1 tRNA gene and 1 rRNA gene are annotated in these 341 nt (G+C 46.0%); both read right to left on the reverse strand.

Features of this window, described 5'->3' with window-relative positions:
- Positions 1 to 73: transfer RNA gene (locus EP737_RS25235), tRNA-Val, on the reverse strand.
- 5 nt (positions 74 to 78) lie between these two features.
- Positions 79 to 194, reverse strand: a 5S ribosomal RNA gene (gene rrf, locus EP737_RS25240).
- Positions 195 to 341: the final 147 nt, after the last annotated feature.

Genomic DNA, 341 nt, shown 5'->3' on the forward strand with positions numbered 1-341 from the left:
TGGAGGATGACGGGCTCGAACCGCCGACCCTCTGCTTGTAAGGCAGATGCTCTCCCAGCTGAGCTAATCCTCCACATAGCCTAGCGACGTCCTACTCTCACAGGGGGAACCCCCCAACTACCATCGGCGCTGAAGAGCTTAACTTCCGTGTTCGGTATGGGAACGGGTGTGGCCTCTTCGCCATCATCACTAGACCTATTTTGTTTGACCCTCATTAGAGACAATGATTATTATATCATGATCTTTTGTAAAGTCAACAGGAATTTTTGATATTCCTTCAAAACTAGATAACAAGCTGTGTTCTGTAATTATATGATTAAGCCCTCGATCGATTAGTATCT

This window comes from Ectobacillus funiculus, from assembly GCF_004138295.1.
Lineage (GTDB): Bacteria > Bacillota > Bacilli > Bacillales > Bacillaceae_G > Ectobacillus > Ectobacillus funiculus.